Origin of the sequence: Mycolicibacterium phocaicum (genome assembly GCF_010731115.1) — a bacterium.
GTDB classification, from domain to species: Bacteria; Actinomycetota; Actinomycetes; order Mycobacteriales; family Mycobacteriaceae; genus Mycobacterium; species Mycobacterium phocaicum.
Genome location: NZ_AP022616.1, coordinates 3,452,503 through 3,471,107, shown reverse-complemented (window position 1 = coordinate 3,471,107; position 18,605 = coordinate 3,452,503). Strand labels below are relative to the sequence as shown.

At 66.0% G+C, this 18,605-nt stretch carries 7 protein-coding genes and 1 pseudogene; all 8 read right to left on the bottom strand.

Annotation, left to right across the window (positions count from 1 at the left end):
* Window positions 1–2: 2 nt before the first annotated feature.
* Window positions 3–927 (bottom strand): annotated as a pseudogene (locus G6N46_RS28685) (IS3 family transposase); the annotation flags it as partial.
* Between the two features lie 206 nt (window positions 928–1,133).
* The gene (locus G6N46_RS16735) at window positions 1,134–2,390 is read right to left on the bottom strand and encodes a glycosyl hydrolase family 28-related protein (protein WP_138247694.1); all 1,257 of its coding nucleotides are present in this window, start codon (window positions 2,388–2,390) and stop codon (window positions 1,134–1,136) included.
* A 106-nt stretch (window positions 2,391–2,496) separates the two neighbouring features.
* Window positions 2,497–3,246 carry a class I SAM-dependent methyltransferase gene (locus G6N46_RS16730; protein WP_234880493.1) on the bottom strand — a complete coding sequence of 250 codons (750 nt, stop codon included), beginning with the start codon at window positions 3,244–3,246 and terminating at the stop codon, window positions 2,497–2,499.
* 55 nt (window positions 3,247–3,301) lie between these two features.
* Entirely contained in the window at window positions 3,302–3,760 is a 459-nt protein-coding gene (locus G6N46_RS16725) for a hypothetical protein (protein ID WP_138247696.1), read from the bottom strand.
* Between the two features lie 215 nt (window positions 3,761–3,975).
* Entirely contained in the window at window positions 3,976–4,659 is a 684-nt protein-coding gene (locus G6N46_RS16720) for an acyltransferase (RefSeq protein WP_138247697.1), read from the bottom strand.
* A gap of 303 nt (window positions 4,660–4,962) precedes the next feature.
* Window positions 4,963–6,780 (bottom strand): DUF4012 domain-containing protein, encoded by a 1,818-nt coding sequence (locus G6N46_RS16715; protein WP_234880494.1) that lies wholly within the window; start codon window positions 6,778–6,780, stop codon window positions 4,963–4,965.
* 88 nt (window positions 6,781–6,868) lie between these two features.
* Window positions 6,869–7,300: a hypothetical protein gene (locus G6N46_RS16710; RefSeq protein WP_234880496.1), complete on the bottom strand. Its 432-nt coding sequence runs from the start codon at window positions 7,298–7,300 to the stop codon at window positions 6,869–6,871.
* 180 nt (window positions 7,301–7,480) lie between these two features.
* Entirely contained in the window at window positions 7,481–18,514 is an 11,034-nt protein-coding gene (locus G6N46_RS16705) for a type I polyketide synthase (protein WP_138247698.1), read from the bottom strand.
* Window positions 18,515–18,605: the final 91 nt, after the last annotated feature.

The following is an 18,605-nucleotide window of genomic DNA, read 5'->3' as shown; positions in this document are numbered from 1 at the left end:
CAATCTGAGTGGAATATCGCACCGGCCAGCGAGCCCCGTAACGCGTCAGCGGCTTTGAGGGCATCTTCGACCAGTTCAGTGCGCATGTGCTCAGCGATCGCCCACCCCGCGACCCGGCCGGAGAAGCAGTCGATCACTGTCGCGAGATACAGATTCGCCCCGGTGGCCAAGGGTAGGTAGGTGATGTCGCCGACGTACTTCACATTGGGTGCGGTCGCGGTGAAGTCCCGCCCGAGCAGGTCCGGGACCTTCTGATTCGCCGGATCCGGGGTGGTCGTTTTCACGCGTCGTCGCCGGCGGTAGCCGGCGATCCCGGCACCCTCATCACCCGGGCCACCCGCTTGTGGTTGACCCGCTCACCGTCGGGTGCACCGTCGTTGAGTTCGGCGGTGATCCGCGGTGCCCCGTAGGTGTTGTCTTCGTCGTGCACGGTGCGGATACGTGCGGCCAGCTCCTGGTCAGCGGCGATGCGGGCGGCTCGGCCGTCGGCAGCGGCCAACCAGGCGTAGAACGAGGAACGCGCGATCTCGACGACTGCGCATAGCCACTTCACCGGGTAGGTGTGCAGGTGGTCGGCGACGAACTGGAAGCGGCTCACCAGTTCGTCTCCCCGGCGAAATATTTGGCCGCCGACCGCAGGATGTCACGCTCGGTGGCCAACCGGGCCTCGGTGGCGCGTAACGCCCTGTTCTCGGCGCGTAGCCGGGCCAGCTCCTGGTCCGGGGTCTGCTCGCCCGGTGCCGGCTCACCGGCAGAACTCGGGCTACGGTGCCGGATCGGCACCCCAGCGGCCTTGCACCAGGCCGACAGCGTCACCCCACTGATGCCGAGCTCGTCAGCGATCGCGGTGATCGTCGCGCCCTCAGTGTCTCGGTACAGCGCCACCGCATCCCGCTTGAACTCGTCCGGGTAATTCTTCCTTGCCATCGGTGTCGATCATCTCGCTTCCCCCGCCAATCTTGCGGGATTCAGCGTGTCCAACACTTGGGGTCAGGACCCGGGTGAGCCACTCAGTGAGTCGAAATGGAAGATCGTTCTCCTGCTTGATCATCTGGGCGACGACGAGACTCGGCACGACGCTCACATCGAGTGGTTCGCGTGAATGCCGACGCGGCGAATGCCGCACTGCAGCATCAGTTGTGGTCGGAAACAACAAGTTCCGGAAGGGGGCCCAAAATGCTATTGGCGCGTAATAGCGGACCGAAACGATTACTGATGCCGTTATCGCGCAGCGGTTCAATTGTGGACAATATCGAGGCTCCGGAGTTACCGCCCTGAGTGATGGGGCCGTACGAACCTCCGACGATGTTCGACGTCGTAGATCGGATAAGGGGAATGCGGGCGTTGTCACCAATGCCGTTCGAATAGACGTCAGTGATGGTATGGCCGGTGATCCAGCGCGCAGATGCCTGCTCGAGGAGGGGCCAGCGGCCACCGTTCCAGTCACCAGACGACTCGTCCGCGTAGACGATGTGGTGATCATGGGAGTCGAGGTTTTCATTGCCGAACTTGCAGCGGCTCAAGACCATTCCGCCGCCGGCGTTCACATCAGTCTGCGCGGGTACGAACCAAACGTCTGTGCGAGGGAATCCTTCGGGAGGGCCGAATCGGAGGAAGTCGTTGTTGGTGATGTAGGTGTTGTTGCCGCCCTCGCAAAGTTTGATGTGCACCCGGTTCGAGAGAAATGAGTTATCGGCGATGGACGTTCCATCGGTGAGTCCGGAAAGCGCGATTCCCATCGATGTGCCGAAGTTGGCCGCCCGAAAGATGTTGCGGTTGATCTTCCAGTACGGATTATCGACGCTGTTCGTCGAGATACTGCAACCGCTGTAGCCGATGAAGGCGCAATCTGAGACCACATGAAAATCGTTGACGTTCGAATCGCGGTACCTATTGCGCACATGGCCGATTCCGCCGTTAAAGCGGATACCAGTCAGGTTGAGACGTAACCAGCGCTGGTTCGAGTCGATGAAATGGGTATCCGGTGACAACGTGACGGTCGTCGAACCTTGCCCGGCACCAACAATGACCGGCGAGTGGTGATCGATGCCCGGTCCACTGTAAAGATATGCGCCGGGTGGTAGATACACGGGCTTGCCCGTGGCAACTGCCGCGCGGATCGCCGGTCCCGAATCTCTTTTCGCTTGGGGATCGGCTCCACCTTCGAATTGCCTGTCCGTGACAACCGCGAATCCGGCCACGGGTTGGCCGCCGATTGAGATCTGCCCACTCGTGGCATCAAGTGTGGGTGGCGGTTCAGAAGGGGGGCGGGGTTTGGTGCAACTCGCAATCGCACTTCCGAAGGCCGCGGCTATACCCGACGTGAAGACCATCCGCCTGGACAACCCTGATCGGCCAGGCTGGTCGTTGAGCGAGTCGTCGCGGCGCACTGCACCAGGCTAGCTCGGATTATTGAGAAAGTCCGAATGACACGGATTTGTTTAAGCCCCGTATTGAGCCAGATGGCAGCGGCCGCAGCCATTAACGCGCTTCGAACTAGGCTCGCGGCTTTTTCCTAATGTATGCAAAAAGAATCGGCTGGAAGGTTTCCGGCAGATGTTTGTCGAGCCACTTCACGCCTCGATAGAGAAATGGATTGCCAAAATGATATGCGGGTTCTGACGAGCCGTACGCAACGAAAACATCGGCGGAGTCGCCAAATGTCTGTTGCAGCGTCGACCTTCTGTTCAGCTTGTAGCGGGTCGGGAACACGTCTTGAGGCTTGCGCCCAGGCTGAACAGCTGCCAACGTTCGAGTGTGTAGCTTATTCGGTACCGATCTGGCGGAAAGCGCGAGATATCCAAACTTGTTCGGTGTAATCGCGGCGATGAGGCCCCCGGGCTTCAGGATTCGAATCAATTCATGAGCCGTAAATAGCGGATCGTCAATATGCTCGAATACCCAGCGGGCGACGATCAAGTCGAACTGCGAATCCGAATAAGGAAGCGGAGCGCCAACCTGTATCACTTTGGCTGCATCAAGGAATGGGTGCTCAAGCACTGCATCGTCGATGTCGCAGCCATCCAGACGGGCACATCTTCCCTGAAGGTTTGACAGGTTGCGACGGAAGGCAACCTCATCGTCTAGCAATGGTTCGCCGCGGCCAGATCCGAAATCGAGGACAATGTCAGTCGGTTTGAGGACAGAAGCGATTTGGGCGTAAAACGTCACCATGCCGTCGGCATGGCTGAATCCGCTCACATTAGACTCGGGATAAAAGCGATGCAATAAGTCGCGGCTGTTCAAGATGGCATCGTCCTCGCGGATTCTCTTAAGTGCATGAGCGTACATGCCATCGCGCCTAGGGAGTGCCCTCGCACCCTTCTGGGCGCTTGTCGCCTTTGAACAAGTCTGGTTGCTGGTCCCGTAATTTCAAGCATAGCTCTGGGTGGGCTCGTAGCTCTTGCACGATTGCATTGTGTTTTTTTATCGCGCTGCCGGTTGGCGTTCCTGCTGAACGGCCCGGGCTAGTTGCTGTCGCGACTTGTTCGTTGCAATCCAAAGCTAAAAATACCTTTGCCGCCTTCAGATCTCTTCGCCACGACGTCACGATGCATTTATCAAGTGCTACCACGTCGCCGACGACGGTCGAGAAAACGGGGTGCATTTTCCACTTAGTGATTTGGGCCGACGCATCGGCCCAGTTCATCCCGACGAGGGGATCTCCTGCCGAGGCGATACCGCCGCCAATGAGCGACGCCCCGGCAGTTGTCATGAGAACAGCGATCGCCGCGGCGCGGCGGTGAGAAGAAGCTTTCACGACGGCGCACCTCCGAATATGTGGTTACGGCCGCTGGGTGAGATCGCCCGGTTTGAGGCCGATTGCCGGGCCACGCGGGGCATTGGCATGGGCCGATGCTACGTCGCCAGACTGGCGGGCGAAGGCGGTTCGCCGAAATTTTTATCGATGGCGTCAATACTCATTTGGAGGAAGCGGCGGCGTCTATTGAGCCCGTTTCCGTGAGCGGCGATCGCCTAGAGAAAGCGTCCCAGCTTGCGATGAAAGAGCCCGGCATCCTCGGGCAGCTTCTTGACCTTGCGGGCAGGTGTCCCCGCATAGAGGGTCAATTCATCTTCCAGCGGCCTGGGCACAGTCGTGCCAGCGGCCACAATGCAGCGCGGTGGGACGGAGCTCCCTGCAAGCAATGTGCAGCTGGCGGCAACGATGGAGTGGTGGCCGATTCGGACCGGCGCCGTCAGCTGGCGACAGGTTATGTAGTCCGGCCCATGTGTGACTACGAGGCTCCGCAGCCCGCCCAGGATTGCGTACGGCTCGATCACAACCTCGTCAGAGCAGTACAAGATGTGCCGCGTTGTGATCGCGGCCTCGTCGCCTAGGTCTAGTCCCGGTCGCCGTTGAGGCGAGGCGGGAAAGAAGCCGGCCGACCGGGGTGGCGAGGTAATCCAGTTCAGCGGCCCGATCGTCGCTCGCACTCCCAGGAGCACGTGGTCGCATCCTTTGATCATGTTCAGGTGCGATATCTCGACGCCCTCCGCTGCGCTCAGGTGGTCGACGTTGATCACGGACAGTCCGAAGCGTGCAGTGGGGTGAATGTCCCAGCCGAATACCTGTCGGTAGATGAAGTGCTTTACCCGCTGGGGTGCGACGGCAGCGGCTACCGCGAACATCATGCGTAGTCGCGGTGACTTGATCGCCATCTGATTCCTTCGGCTTCTGTCCGAGCAACATGTGCTGGTGAAATCTGAACTGACTCACGGGCCGTGCCCGGTTTTATCATTCAGGAACTCGGCTCAGAAAGAGGTCGATTTGTGCAGTCATGTGTGCTTGCCGGGTCTTTACGGCGCAAGTGCTTCAGTCGCAGGCCCTAGTGACAGATTGCATGGCGCTCCTGCTCTGCTCGTGGCGGTGTGGGCGCGCCGTTCGGTGTTGGCCAAGGGAATTGACTGCGGGCGCAGCGGCTGTCGACCGTAGGGACGACTGTTCCTCGTCAAGCGGTAGAGCTAACGGCAGTTAGGTACACGAACGTCGGGAACGACATGGTCGATAAGTGGCTGAATTGGAACCCGTGCGGCGCCGGGGGATGTCGGCTCGGTTAGGTGAAAGGTGAGGACCCCAGACTGCTTGGGAGGGATGACTACTTGAAGTTCGAACACTGGATGCCCGCGCTCGACGCCTGCGAAGACCGGCGCCAATTGGCCGTTCGCGAATGCGGTCTCCAACTTGGAACCTTTTGTCGCTATCAGTTTGATAGAAGTCAGCATTGAGCCCCTTGGCATCGTCAGCTTGACGTTAGAGCTCAGACCTCCAACGCCTGCAACGTAATCCGGTAATTCCGTGTCGGGGGCGTCATTTGTCAATTTGAGTGTTACGGTGGAGTTTCGCGTGGGCCCTCCGCATTGATCGGCCGTGTAGGTGATCTCTCTCTTCAGGTAGTAGTCCATCTTGTTGCCGGCCAGGTTGTTGGCAACGAACTCAGCGTAGGGTGCTGCGTCATCGGGAATCTGGTGTGCCAGGGGCGTCTGCTCTAGGAGTGCCTGAGAGATCTCGGAGGAACTCCAGACTGCGATCCGCCGTTCGCCCACCGCTTTTCCGAGAGCGGCGAGCAGCTGGTGTGGCGATTGTATGGAAGAAGTCATCTTCTTCACGATTTCGGCGGCGATGTCCTGCAGGTACTGCTTGCGCGCGCTCTGGTCCAAAGGAAAGCGGCTGTAGGCGGTCGACTCCGTCAACTGGACCACGTTGTCTTTCGTTATTTCTTCGCCGTCAGGCATCGTGACGTGGCCGATGGCGCCGAGGATGTAACTCAATGCGACGGGGTCAATCGCGATTGCGCCGTCAACGTTCGATCCCGACTTCTGTGCCCACATCGACCGCCAAATCTGCGCCGCGTATGGAAAGTGCGAGCTCATATTGCTATTGCGGATGTCAGTGCCGGCATTGGCCCACGCATATTCGGCCGAGTACTCGGGCCCTAGGTCGACTGGCTGGAATAGGCCGGAAAGATCGTTGTCAGGGCCGAGTGTGCTGACGCTTGGTGCGCCGTCGTCGAAGTGCAAGATGCCAAAACCGCCTGTAATGCCGCCCGTGCCACGGGCCTCAGCGTTCGTCTGGAATCCCATGAAATAGGTGGTAGGACCATCTGCGCCCATCATCGCCGGTGCTATACGTGCAGCGAGCGCGGCGGTATCCAGAATCCTCGCAACCGTGGAGATTTGACTTTGTAGTTTGTCTCGGGCGTCGGCGACTTCGGAGAGATATGCGGGCTTGGTGACTGCCTTTGCCTCCGCGTCAAATCGTTTGGCTTCCAACGATAATCTGGCAAGCGTGGGCTCTTCGTTCCGCAGCGTGTGTACGTCCAGACGACTGCCTGCAAATAGCTTGTCCGGTGCCAGGGCCAGCCCGATGTGTGAGGCGGGTGTCAACACGTCATTGGCAAATCCGAGGATGACTTTCGACATCTGCTGGCCGGTTTCGAAAGGGCTGCCCAACCACGGCAGTTTGGCGGCCAACGCCCACGGAATGGACTCTGTGGCATCGCTGGCTTTCCGGGCGTGAGCCTGTACGGCGTTGGCATGCTGCACAGCTGCGTCGGCATGCCCCTTCGACAGGGCGTCTTTAGCCTGCATTGCTTCCGACCGCGCTTGCTGCAAATTCTGTTTTGCCGAGAAGGCTTCCACTGCCAACCAGCTCACGAGGCCCAACAACAAGCCGAGTGTCAACACCGTCAAGACGACCGAGCGGCGATGTCGCTGCAACCATTTCCTGTGGTTGGGGGTTTCCGGGGCGTCAGCCACCGCGGAGTCAGCGTTGTCCGGCACTCATTGGCACTTTCCTCAGCGGGGCGCAGGCGAACAGTCGCAGGAGGTATTTAGGGTGAATCACCGTTATCTGGCGTCCCCGCTGCGTCTAGCAGCCTCGTGTCAGGGAAAGAGTGACCGTGCCGTAGGGCCCGACTTTCAATCCCGCGCCGAGGAAGCACGCCGAGAAATTGATGTTCTGCGTCAGCCGCTTCCACGGATCCTGCAGGAAACCGGGGATGATCGACAGGGGCGTGAATGTCCCCACCAGGATGGGCGCCCCCGGGTTGGGGTTCGATCCCGGTCCGATCCACCACCACGGATCGTTCTGCCACCAGGTGTTGAGGTCCTGTGGCGCGAAGACCAGCGGCGCCTGTGCGATGTTGTCCAGGATGTGTGTCACTGGCGCGAGCGGCGCCGGCGCGGAGATATCCGCTTGCGCTACCGGAGTCAGGACGGCGGCCCCAGCGACCGCGCAAGCGGCAGCGCCGACCTGCAGCTTGGTCTTGGTGTTCGAAACATGCATCGCGAGAACAGACATGGTCCGAGCCTTCCGCCGATGAGATCGATCCTCATAGGAGTGTGACAGAATTGGCGGTGCACGTCAATAACTTATTGACGCGGGTGTGGACAATTTCTGACCAGGTCTGGCGGGGCTAACGGCGCGGCCGGAGGGCGTGCACGCGGCCGGGTCAGACCGCGTGCACACCCGTCACAGTTGTCACTCCTGTGCGGCAGGCGCCTCGGGCTCGGCCTCGCCGACGGCCTCGGCAGGCGCCGCAACCTCCGCGGTCGAATCCGCCTCAGCCGACGCCTCAACCGCCACCTCCGGCGCATCCGACGGCGGCAGCTGCGACGCCAGGTGCCCGGCGAGTTCGCCGAGGGTCGGGTAGTCGAAGATCGCCGTCGGACTGATGTCGAACTTGCCGCCGAACTGACCGAACAACCGGTTGCGGAGCTCGACTGCCATCAGTGAGTCGGTGCCCAGATCGAGGAACCGGCTCGTGGCCGCGGGCGGCTGCGCCAGGCGCAGGAAGCCCTGCACCTCCTTCTGCAGGAACTCGGTGATGAACCCGGCGCGCTGGGCGTCGGGAATCTCCTGCAGCTGGCGGAGCAGCTCGCTGTCGCCGGTCGCTGCCGCGTCGCTGGTCGGCAACACCTGGTCGAGCAGCGGCGGACGGATGCCGCCGAGCATCTTGGCGGCCCGCTGCCAGTTGGCCTTGAGGACCGTCGCCTGCGCGGCGCCGTGCCGGATCACCTCGCCGAGGGCGGCCAGGGCCGCCGACGGCTCGAGCGGCATCATGCCCTGCGCGCTGAGGTTCGCGGTGGCGGCCTGCGAGCTGGCCATGCCGCCCCGGCCCCACGGACCGAAGTTCACGGCCGTCGCCGGCAGACCCAGCGCCCGGCGGTGCGCGACGAGGCCGTCGAGCAGCGCGTTGGCGGTGGCGTAGTTGCCCTGCGCCGGTGAACCGAGCACTGCCGACGCCGACGAGTAGACGATGAAGAAGTCCAGATCGTCGTCCTGCGTCAACTTGTGCAGGTGCAGCGCGCCATAGGCCTTGGGGCCCAGTGTCTTCCGGAAGCGCTCCAGATCCTGCTGGGGGAGCAGCGCATCGTCGAGCACACCCGCCAGGTGCGCCACACCGGCCAGCGGCGGCAGTTCCGTGCGGATCCGGTCGAGCAACGCCGCAACCGAGGCCTCGTCACCGACGTCGCCGGAGAAGACATGCACCCGGCAGTGGAAGCGCTCCATCATGGCGTCGATGGCGCGCTGCGCGTCGGCATCCGGCTCGCGCCGGCTGGTCAGCACGATGTCGCCGGCACCCAGCTGGGCCAGGTACGCCGCGGTGTGCAGACCCAGCGCTCCGAGGCCACCGGTGACCAGGTAGGTCCGATCCCCGTGCGGCTGCAGCGGTTTCGGCATCTGCACCACGATCTTGCCGATGTGCCGGGCCTGCTGCATGCGGCGGAACGCGGTCTTGGCCTCGGTCAGCGGGTAGACCTCGGCAGGCACCGGAGTCCACTCACCCTTGGCCAGTCCGTCGGCGACCTCTTCCATGAGCCGCTGGATGTGCGCCGGATCGGTCATCATCGTGACGTCGAGCGCGACGATCTCGTAGTTGATGTCCGGCCGGACCTCAGCCATGCGCTCGGGGGTCCAGATGTCGCGCTTGGCGATCTCGGCGAACCGGCCGCCCTGGGCGGTCGCGCGCACCGTGGCCTCGACGAAGCCCTCGTTGGTGAGGCTGTTGAGCACCACGTCGACGCCCTCGCCGTTGGTGTCGGCGAGAATCTGATCCGCGAAATCGGTTGTGCGCGAGTCGTAGACGTGCTCCACACCCATCTTGCGTAGCGTCGCGCGCTTGTAGGTGCTGGCGGTGGCGAAGACGATCGCGCCCTTCTGGCGCGCCATCTGCACCGCGGCCAACCCGACACCACCACTGGCGGCGTGGATCAGCACGCGGTCGCCCGGCTTGAGCTGCGCCCAGTCGAACGCCAGCCGGACCGTCAGCGCGGCGGCGGGCAGCGTCGCCGCGTCGACCGGGTTGATGCCCTCGGGGACGACGGCGAGCAGCTGCTCCGGCACGTTGAGCCGGCTGGAGAAGGCGCCCTGCATGGAGCCGAACACCCGCTGCCCGACCTCGAATCGGGTGACCTCCGAACCCAATTCGGTGATGACACCGCACAGGTCGCCACCGATGGGCCCCGGATCGCCCGGGTACAGGCCCAGTACGTTGAGCACGTCGCGGAAGTTGAGGCCGGCGGCCTCGATCCGGACCTGCACCTCGTGCGGCTCCGGCGGCGTCACGTCTTTCTCGGTCAGCCGCAGGTTGTCGATCGCGCCACGCTCGGTGGGAGCCAGCACGTAGTCGTCCGAACGCGGCATCGGCAGGTGGCCGCTGCGCGCCCAGTGCATGAGCCGTGGCACGAGGAACTTGCCTTGCCGCAGTGCGAATTCGGACTCGGTGACGGGAGTGCCCAGGATGCCGGTCAGCCAGTTGGTGGCGTTGTCGTCGGCGCCGTCGAGGTCGACGAGCTTGAGCCGCAGGGTCGGCTGCTCGTTGATGACGGTGCGCCCCAGGCCCCACAGTGCGGCCTGCACGGGGTCGACGGGCTCGCCGGGCTCGGTGGCCACAGCGCGCTCGGTGACGATCCACAGGCCGCCGGTGAGGTTCAGCTTCTCCTCGGCGAGTGCGGTCTGCATGCCCGCCAGCACGGTGCCGACCTCGGTCTCGAGGCGGGCCGCGACGTCGGCGTCCTCGTAGCCCGAAGCGCGCCAGACGATTCCGGCGACGGGCGCGCCCGCCTCGGCTGCCGTGGTGATCGCCTGCTGCCAGGCGGCGGCGTCCAGGGTCTGGTCGAGCTTGACGGCGCCGGGGAGACCGGCGGCCAACTCGTCGAATCCCGCGACCAGCCAGGTGCCGGTGGTCTTGGTTTCGGCCTCGTCGGCAGCGGCTGGTGCCGCACCTTCTTGCCAGCCCAGCGTGTACAGCAGGCGGGTGGTGTCGCCACCGAGCCCGCGCATCAGCGCCTCACGCGGTGCCCGCTTCACGGTGAACTCGGTGATGCCACCGAGGCGCTTGCCGTCGCGATCGAGGAAGTCGATGTCGAAGACCTGCGTCTCGTTGGTCAACTCACTGGTGTGCCAGCGTGCCCGCGCGTAGAAGCGCCGCGGCATCTTCTCGCGCAGCTCGACCTGGCCGTACCGCAGCGGCAGGAACAGGTCGTGCATGCCGTGCTCGGCGGCCAGCAGCGCCGGGAAGGCCGGGAAGGCCACACCGGTGCAGAGGTCCAGCAGGACGGGATGGATGGGCTCGGTGCTGAGGTGCTCGGCGAGCTCGTCACCGACCGACACGTCACCGATGGCCATGCCGTCACGCACCCACAGCGACTTGAGCGACGTGGACCACGTTGGGCCCCAGGCCAATTCCATGTCGTTGAAGGTCTCGAACAGCTGCTGCGGACGCAGCCGCTCCATGCGCTCGACGACGTCCTCCATCGAACCCGGGATGTTGTCGGACGCGTCGGCCTCGTCGGCGCCGGCCAGCAGGGTGCCGTCGGCGTTGAGCGACCACTCGGCTTCCCGCACGCCGTTCGGGCGGCTGTGGACCTGGAACTTCCAGCCTTCGCCGCCCTCGAGGGTGCGGATGGTCAGCTGGGTCTCACGAGACGCCTTGTCGGGCAGGATGATCGGCTCGTAGAAGAAGACTTCCTTCACCCGCGCCGGTGCGCCGACCGACGCCAGGGCCATGGCCGCGTACGTCGCGCCCGGCACCACGACGGTGCCGTAGATGACGTGATGCGACAGCCACGGCTGCGTCTTGACCGACAACACATTGCTGTAGATCGTGTCGCCGGTGGCCAGATCCTTGGCACTGCCCAGGATTCCGGACGTGGCCGCCGCCCCGCCGGAGCTCATGCCCACGACATTCGCGGTCTTGGGCCAGAAGCGGCGCCGCTGGAACGGGTACGTCGGCAGCTCCACGCGGTTTCCGCGGTTCTTCACCGCGAAGTCCGGCCGGTGCCCGCAGATGTACGTCGTGGCAAGCGCTTCGGTGATCTGCCGCTGCGCGTTGGCGCCCTTGCGCAGGGACACGATGGCCCGCGGGGTCTCGGCGCCCTCGGGCCAGCACTGCAGCGCGGCCGCAGTCAGGATCGGCTGCGGACCGATCTCCATCAGCACCGAGCACCCCAGCGCCGCCACGGTCTTGACGCTCTCGGTGAACTGCACGGGCTGACGGGAATGCCGCCGCCAGTACAGCGCGTCGATCGGCGTCTCGGCGTTGAGGACCGCGCCGGTGCGGTTGCAGATCAGCGGCAACGTGGGCGTCGCGAACTGGAACTGCGTTGCGAAGGACTCGAATTCGTCGAGCACCGGATCCAGCAGCTCGGAGTGGAACGCGTGGCTGGTCTCGAGCCAGGTGCAGCGCGTGGCGTCCTCGCTGCAGGCGGTGACGATCTGCTCCAGATCCTCGGCCGGGCCCGACAGCACGGTGTTGCGGCCGTTGTACGCACCGACCGACACTCGCGGGTACGCCTCGGCGGCGCGTTCCACGTATTCGGGATCGGCGAACACCGCCACCATGCGACCACCGGCCGGCAGGCTGGCGAACAGCCGGCCGCGCTCGGCGATCAGCCGGGCGCCGTCCTCGAGGCTGAACACGCCGGCCACACAGGCCGCCGCGTACTGACCGACGCTGTGGCCCAGCACCGCGTCGGGCTCGATGCCCCACGACTGCCACAACCGGGCCAGGCCCATCTCGACGGCGAAGATCGCGGGCTGCGCGAACGCGGTGTTGCGCAGCGTCTCTGCCGCTTCCCGATCGTTGCCGAACATGACCTCCAGCAGCGGGCGCGGCAGGATCGGATCGACCGCCTGCGCGCACCGGCGCACCACGTCGGCGAAAACGGGTTCGGTGTCGAACAATTCGCGCGCCATGCCCGGGTACTGGCTGCCCTGGCCGGGGAAGAACCACGCCGTGGTCGGCGGTTCGGTGCATTCGCCCTTGAGCACGCCCGGCCGCAGCTTGTTCGCCACCAGGTCTTCCAGCAGGTTCTTGGCGTCGTGGACGGTGTTCGCGACCACCGCGGCGCGGTGCTCGAAGTGCGAACGTCCCGAACCGGCGGTGAAGCAGACGTCGGCGATCGAGGCGTCGGGGTGCGCTTCGAGCCAGTCGCGGTACCGCTGGGCGAGCGCCGTCAGGCCTTGGGCCGAGCGCGCCGACAGCGGCAGGACGCTGATCGGTTCGGCGGCAGGGGTTTCCGGTGTGGTCTCATCCGTGACGTCGTCATCGGCGGTGATCACCGGTGCCTCTTCCAGCAGCACGTGCGCGTTGGTGCCGGTGAAGCCGAAGGAGCTCACACCGGCGCGACGCGGACGGCCGTCGGTGTGCCACGGGGTGGGCTTGTCGACCACCTGGACGGGCAGCGAGTCCCACGGGATGTGCGGCGACGGCTTGTTGAAATGCAGGGTCTGCGGGAGCATTTCGTGCTCGAGCGACAACACGACCTTGACCAGACCGGCGACGCCGGCCGCGGATTCGAGGTGCCCGATGTTGGTCTTGGCGGTGCCCATGAGCAGCGGCCGGTTGGCATCACGGCCGGCGCCGTACGCGGCGGCCGCGGCCTGGACCTCGATCGGGTCGCCGAGCGGGGTGCCGGTGCCGTGGGCTTCGAGGTAGTCGACGTCGCCGCCGCTGAGACCGGCCCGGGCCAGCGCGGTGTTGATGAGTCGTTGCTGCGCACCACCATTGGGGACGGTGAGGCCGCTGGACGCACCGTCCTGGTTGACGGCGGTGCTGCGGATGACCGCGGCGATGCGGTCGCCGTCGCGCTGCGCGTCGCTGAGCCGCTTGAGCACCAGGACACCGCAGCCTTCACCGCGGACGTAGCCGTCGGCGGCGGCGTCGAACGTCTTGCAGCGGCCGTCGGGCGCCAGCATCCGCGCACGGGACGCCGCGACGATGGACGCCGGGCTCAGCAGCACGTTGACGCCACCGGCCAGAGCCATGTCGCAGTCACCGGCGTGCAGGGCCTGTACGGCCTGGTGAACCGCGACCAGCGACGAGCTGCAGGCGGTGTCGACCGCCATGGCCGGACCTTCCAGGCCCAGCGTGAACGACACGCGACCGGCGATGGCGTTGAGCGCGTTACCGGTGATGAAGTGCGGTTCGAGATTCTCGACCGAGCCGCCCGACAGCAGGTGCGAGTACTCGTTGGCGCCGACGCCGATGAACACGCCGGTTCGGCTGCCGCGCAACGCCGCCGGCGCGTAGCCGGCTCGCTCGAGGCCTTCCCAGGCGATCTCGAGCATCAGCCGCTGCTGCGGGTCGATCCACACGGCCTCGCGCGGCGAGATGCCGAAGAACTCCGGATCGAAGGTGTCGACGCTGTCGAGGTAGCCACCGGAGCGGGTGTAAATCTTTCCCGGCGTCATGGCGTCGGGGTCGTAGAACTCGTCGACGTCGAAGCGGTCCTCGGGGATCTCGCTGATGGCGTCGACACCCTGAGAAAGCACCTGCCAGAACGCATCCGGATCGGGCGAACCCGGGAAACGGCACGCCACCGAGACGATGGCGATGGGCTCGTCGGCAGCGGCGAGCGACTTGAGCTCGGTGACGGCCTTGGTCCCGGCTTTCTCGCTGAGGTTGAGGATGTCACTGAGCAGGTAGTCCGCGACGTCAGTGAGGCGCGGGTGGTCCATGGCGAGGGTCGCCGGAAGTTCCTTGCCGACACCCTGTTCCAGGCGGCGACGCAGTTCGACGGCCATCAGCGAGTCCATGCCGAGGTCGAAGAACCCGGTCTCCTCGCGGATCTCGGAGGCCTCGATGCGCGTCACCTCGGCGACGGCGTCCCGCAGGTACTCCAGGACCAGCTTCTTGCGCTGCTGCACCGGCGCGGCGATGAGCTGCTCGACCAGTCGGGTGTTGCCGGACGCGCCGACGGCGCCGGCGGTCGCGGATTCGGGCACCTCGCGCGCGACCTCGGCGAGCAGGGCCCGGGACCCGGCCTGCGAGTAGATCGGCAGGAACTTGGCCCAATCCATGCGTGCCACAACGGCTTCCGCGGGGTTGCCACCGGCCACCATGACGTCGGCCATGCCGGTGAGGGCGTCGGCGGGGGACAGGGTGCGGACGCCGCGGCGCTCCAACTGGGCGCGGGCATCGGGGTCGGCCATACCGGCGGCGTGGCCGTTCCCGCCCGCCCCCCAAGGGCCGAAGTTGACGCTCATGCCGGGCACGCCCTGCTCACGCAGGCGCCAGGTCAGGCCGTCGAGGAACGCGTTGGCGGCGCTGTAGGCGGTCTGGCCGTAGCTGCCCCACACCGCCGAGATCGACGACGTGGACAGGAAGAAGTCCAGCTTCAGGTCGGTGACGGCTTCACTCAGGTACCAAGCGCCCCAGACCTTCCCGGAGAAGACGCGCTCCAGCTCGGCGTCTTCCAGGGTGGCCAGCGGCGTGGTGCTGTTCTCGCCGGCGGCGTGCACGACACCGGCCAGCGGCGGCAGTTCGGCGCGCAGGGTCGACATCAGGCGGGCGACGTCGTGCGGATTGGCGACATCGGCGGTGACGACACGCGTCTGGCAGCCGTACTGCTCGCGCAGTGCGTCAATGCGCTGCTGCGCTGCCTCACTCGGCGCGCGCCGGCTGGTCAGTACCAGATTCCGGGCGCCGTGCGCGGCCAGGTGACCCGCGATCTCCAGGCCGAGCGAACCCAGGCCACCGGTCACCAGATACGTTGCGTCAGTGCGCAATTCCAGCTGAGTCGGGTTCGGCTGCCCGGTACGGCGGACCAGGCGCGGCACGTGCACCCCCTCGGCGCGCAGCGCGATCTGGTCTTCGCCGCGCGGCGCCGCGATCACCTGGGTGAGCAACCGCGACCATTCCTCGGTGCTGCCCTCGGCCAGGTCGGCCAGACCGCCCCACACCTGGGGGTATTCCAGCGCTGCCGAACGGCCGAAGCCCCACAGACCCGTCTGCTCGGGTGCGACGGTGTCGGTGTCGGTAACGCGTTGTGCACCACGGGTGATCACCCAGATGGGCGCCCGCAGCTCGGCGGCGGCCGCCGCGCGGAACAGGCGCTGCGTGCCGCTGAGGACATGGTGCTGCACCCGCAGCACGGCCTGCATGGAAGCCCGGTCGGCATCGAGCCCGGCGACGTGCAGGATGCGCAGCGTCGGCTCCTCCTCGACAGCCGCGCGCAGGTCGGCCTCCAGCTGCTGCTCGTCGGCGTCGGAGCTCAGCAACCCGAGAACGCGGTGCCGGTGGCCGGCCCGGGTCAGGGCCTCGGTCAGCGGCGCGAGCACGGCCGCGTCGTCGCTGATGACGACCCACGCGGAGCCCTCGCCGACCTCCGCGGGCGCTCCGGCCGCGATCTTGTCCCAGCGGATTTCGTACCGGGCGTCCGAGACGGATTGCGCGGTGCGCTGCCGGTTGTGCTGGGCCGCAAGCTTGTTCAGCACTGCGGTCGTCGATTCATCGGTGCCGCCCAGCAAGGTGGCGAGCTCATCGATGCGGCCGTCTTCGAGCAGGCGGACGGCCTCGGTGGTCGCCCCGCCCATGTGCGCCGTGGCGGACGGTGCGACGCGCTCGTCGCGGAACCAGTACGCCTTGCGCTGGAAGGGGTAGGTCGGCAGATCGACATTGTGGGCCGAGCCGGGCCGGACGGCGGCGAAGTCGGGCAGGTGGCCGGCGGTGTAGGTGGTGGCCAGCGCCTCGGTGATCTGCCGGTGGTCGGCGCCCTTGCGGCGCAACGACGCAATGGCGCGCGGTGCGCTCGTCGGGTCGGGCCAGGCGCGCAGGGCCGCGGCGGTCAGGATCGGCTGCGGGCCGACTTCGAGCAGTACCGCGCAACCGAGCTTGGCGAGCGTCTCGACGCCCTTGGAGAACTCGACGGGCTGACGTGCGTGCCGGCGCCAGTACTGGCCGTCGAGCTTGGCGGTGCGCCCCAGGGTGTCACCGGTGCGGTTGCACACCAGGATGCGCTGCGGCGCATTGAACGTGAATTGGTTTGCGTACGACTCGAATTCGTCGAGCGCCGGGTCCAGCAGCGCCGAGTGGAAGGCGTGGCTGGTCTCCAGCCAGTCGCAGCGGATGCCGTCACCGGTCAGCCCGGCGACAGCGCGTTCCAGGTCGGCGCCCGGACCGGAGAGCACGGTGTTGGCGCCGTTGTACGCGGCGACCGAGAGGCGGGGGTATTCGTCGGTCAGCCGCTCGACGCGCTCGGGTGCGGCGAAGATCGCCGCCATCCGGCCGCCCGGGGGCAGGTTCCCGAACAGGCGACCGCGCTCGGCGAGCAGGCGCATGCCGTCTTCGAGGCTGAACACCCCGGCGACGCAGGCCGCGGTGTACTGGCCGACGCTGTGGCCGAGCACGACGTCGGGCTCGAAACCCCACGACTGCCACAGCCGCGCCAGGCCCATCTCGACGGCGAAGATCGCCGGCTGGGCGTAGCTGGTGAGGCGCAACGTCTCATCCGGACCTTCGAAAATGACGTCCAGCAAAGGCTTTTCGAGCACATCGGCGACTGCGGCCGCGCACTGCTTCACGGTCTCGGCGAACACCGGCTCGGTCTCGAACAGCTCCTTGGCCATGCCGGCGAACTGGCTGCCCTGACCGGGGAACAGCCAGGCGGTCTTCGGCTTGTCGGCGGACGTGCCGCGCACCAGGCCCGGCGCCGGGCGGTCGTCGGCCAGCGCGCCGAGCAATTCGCGCGCGGAATCCAGGGAATTGACCACGAGCGCGGCACGGTGCTCGAAGTGGGCGCGGCCCGCACCCGCGGTGATGCAGACGTCCGAGAGGGTGGCCTCGGGGTGCGCGGTCAGCCAGGTGCGGTAGTCCTCGGCCGACTGCAGCAGCGCGGCCGGGGTTCGGGCCGACAGCGGCAGCACCATGAAGCGCCGGTCGTCAGGCTCCTCGGCCGGTGCCTGCGCCGGCGCGGCGGCGGGTGCTTCCTCAAGCAGGACATGGGCATTGGTGCCGGAGAAGCCGAACGAGCTGATGCCCGCGACGCGCGGCCGGTCGCCGCGTTCCCAGGTGGTGGCCTCGTCGACGACCTTCACCGGGATGCGGTCCCACGGGATGTGCGGCGACGGGTTCTTGAAGTGCAGGTGCTTGGGCAGTTCCTGATGCTCGAGCGACAGGATGACCTTGATGATGCCGGCGACGCCCGCGGCGGCCTCCAGGTGCCCGATGTTCGTCTTCACCGAGCCGATCAGCAGCGGGTTGTCGGCGTCGTGCCCGGTGCCGTAGGCCGCGGCCGCGGCCTGCACCTCGATCGGGTCACCCAGCGACGTGCCGGTGCCGTGCGCCTCCAAGTAGCCGACGTCGGCAGGCGACAGGCCCGCGCGCTCCAGCGCTTCGGCGATAACACGTTGCTGCGCAACACCATTGGGGACGGTCAGGCCACCCGAGGCGCCGTCCTGGTTGATGGCGCTGCCGCGGATGACGGCCCGGATCCGGTCGCCGTCGCGCACCGCGTCTTCCAGTCGCTTCACGACGATGACGCCACAGCCCTCGCCGCGCACATAGCCGTCGGCGGAGGCGTCGAACGTCTTGCACTTGCCGTCCGGGGCCAGCATGCGCGACTGCGAGAAGGTGATCATGGTCGCCGGGCTCAGGATGACGTTGGCGCCACCGGCCAGCGCGAGATCGCACTCACCGAGCTGCAGCGCCTGGCACGCCTGGTGGACGGCCACCAGCGACGAACTGCAGGCGGTGTCGACGGTGACGGCCGGACCCTGCAGGCCCAGCCGGTAGCTGATGCGGCCGGCTGCCGCGGCGCCTGAGGTACCGATGGCCATGTAGGCCTCGATCTCCGGGTAGGTCAGCTCGCCCGAGGCCATGCCCAGGTAGTCGTGCGTTGCCAGACCGATGAACACGCCCGTCTGCGTGTTGGCCAGGGCGGACGGCGCCGTGCCTGAGTGTTCGACGGCGCGCCACGCCATCTCCAGCAGCAACCGCTGCTGCGGGTCCATCATCTTGGCTTCGCGGGTGGACACCCCGAAGAAGGGAGCGTCGAACCCGACGGCGTCATCGAGGAAGCCGGCGCGGCGCGTGATGATCTTGCCGCGGGCGTCCGGGTCGGCATCGAAGAACTCGTCGACGTCCCACCGGTCTTGTGGCACCTCGGATACGGCGTCCCGGCCTTCGCGCAGCATCTCCCAGAAGGATTCGGCGTCGGTGGCTCCGGGGAAGCGGGCGGCGTACCCGACGATCGCGAAGCTGGACGTTTCCGGACCTTCGATCGTTGCCATGAAAAAGCTGTCCTCCGCGTTTTGCCGGTGACGTCCGATCCCGCGCAGGAGACCGTGTTCAGCGCCAGAATTTATGTTGCGAACGGCCGGC